The organism is Streptomyces sp. a15, from assembly GCF_059026085.1.
In genome coordinates, this window is sequence record NZ_JBWLKM010000208.1 from 1 (window position 1) to 1,971 (window position 1,971).

2 protein-coding genes are annotated in these 1,971 nt (G+C 66.0%); one reads left to right on the forward strand and one right to left on the reverse strand.

Going from position 1 to position 1,971, the window contains the following annotated elements; all coding sequences use genetic code 11:
- Positions 1 to 886: 886 nt before the first annotated feature.
- Positions 887 to 1,438: a Uma2 family endonuclease gene (locus tag AC5P09_RS51645; protein WP_215167286.1), complete on the forward strand. Its 552-nt coding sequence runs from the start codon at positions 887 to 889 to the stop codon at positions 1,436 to 1,438.
- Between the two features lie 209 nt (positions 1,439 to 1,647).
- On the opposite strand, the gene AC5P09_RS51650 is transcribed toward AC5P09_RS51645, so the two are convergent.
- Positions 1,648 to 1,971: DUF2399 domain-containing protein (locus AC5P09_RS51650; RefSeq protein WP_493880584.1), on the reverse strand; the 324-nt coding region annotated here is incomplete at its 5' end.

A 1,971-nucleotide genomic window follows, 5' to 3' on the forward strand; every position in this document is an offset into this window, starting at 1 on the left:
TCAGAGGAGAGATCCATACCAGACTCAACGATCACAGGAGCCTCAGGTTCCACGAACAGGATCACAAGACACTAGGGCCAGAAGACAGCTTTCATCGCGAGCTACTTGACCGCTGCCTGCACCATCGCTGCACGGCTGTCCACCGCTCGTCCACCGAAGACCGCTCACGTGAGCCCACACCAGCCGTCAGAACACATAAAACCCCAGGCCAGGGGCTCACCACCTGAGTATGGTCCCGGAAACGGTACGCACGACCTACGCATTACGACGCACAGACCACCGGCGCCCGATTTACGCCGATTCCAAGGTCACCAGAAAGAAGAAACCCCAGGTCATAGGCATGACCTGGGGTTCACCATGGAGCCGCCTTCGGGATTCGAACCCGAGACCTACGCATTACGAGACCATGAGCGATCGTGTTGCCGGATACCGTGTGATGCCGCCGAGTGATGTCGTGCCTGATCAGAGTGCTTGCGGCAGGTTGCCCCCTGCTACCTCATGCTGCCCCGTCCAAAGGCGTCCGGCCACCGAGCGGCCACCGGATCAGGCACTCCCGAAGCAAAGGGCTCAAATCATTGAGTTGTCGGACTCGGACAGACCCCCCACTCACCGGACATCCGGGCCACCGCCACTTGGCTCAAGCTGTAGATCGTGATCTTCATGTCTGGGATGCGGCTTGCCGCCGGTCGTGCCTGGTGGCGGCGCCAGTCGGACCAGGCACTGCCACCTGTTGGGTCCGAACACCTACGGGCCCAGTTCACGCCCCGCCTCACAGCGCCCGCTCGTGCGGACGGTACTCCCTGTGGTGTGCGCGCACGCCACGGAAGTCCACCCGTGGGACGGCTCTGTCCGCCGTATCATGACGGCACACGGGAAGGAGCCCTCCATGAGCGTGGACTCGATCATGCACACCGAGTTCCCCAAGGGGTACACGGTCCTGTTCGGGGCCGACGGAAAGGTGATCATGACCCCGCAGAGCGAAGAGCACTCCAGCACCATCAGGTCGATGCAGATCGACTCTCTCGCTCTCGGCCGTCACGCGAAGGTCACCTCCGACGTCTACATCGACTTCCCCGCCGACGAGAACTCCGCCCCCGACCTGGCCATCCTGCGCGAGGACGCGCGCAAGGAGGGCAAGCGCTACAGCTTCGAGGACGTCCTGCTGATCTCCGAGGTCGTCTCGACCTCCTCCGCGCGCAAGGACTACGACGACTGCACCGCAAAGTACGGGCGCTACGGCATCCCGATCTACCTGATCGTGGACCCGTACGCCCAGGAAGTCGTCCTGCACACCCAGCCCACCGGGTCCGGCTACATCGCGGCACACACCCACGCATACGGCACGGGCAAGCTCCCCATCCCTCTGGCCGACGGCCGCACCTTCACCCTCGACCTCGACGAGCTGCCCCGGCCCGAGCCGGAGACCGACGCCCACTGAGAAGAGGTGCCCGAGGCACGACCGAGGTCGTCCAGGAATCCTGGCTTGGGCCGCTTGCCGCTGCCGAAGCCCGGCAGCCGGTCGGTGATGACGCCATCATCGAAATCGCCGATGAAGAGTTCCATGTCCCGGTGACCGGAATGGGATCCCCCAGGGACGGCACAGGGAGCCGGCGTTCGGGATCGTTCTCCTCGGGCGCTGTCGCCTGATCAGGCGCGGGTGAGGTCGGACAGGAGCGCGGGAAGGAGACGTTCCTCCATGACCGCGCTGCCCGACGCCTCCATCGCGAGGGCCAGTCCGGGGTCCCAGGGGCTCGCCGCGGGAGGTCCCGCGAGCGGTGTGGACTCGCCCTCGCCGAGTGCCGCCGTGTAGTCGGCGGCGGTCATCCGCCAGGGGCGGGCACCGTGGCGGGCCACGGCGTCCGCGGTGATGCGCAGACCGGCCCAGTCGAAGTCGGCGCGCCAGTGCAGCCGGGCTCCCGCGCGTACGGCGTCGCCGAGCAGTTTGTGGCAGGCGGCGGACGGGACGCCCTC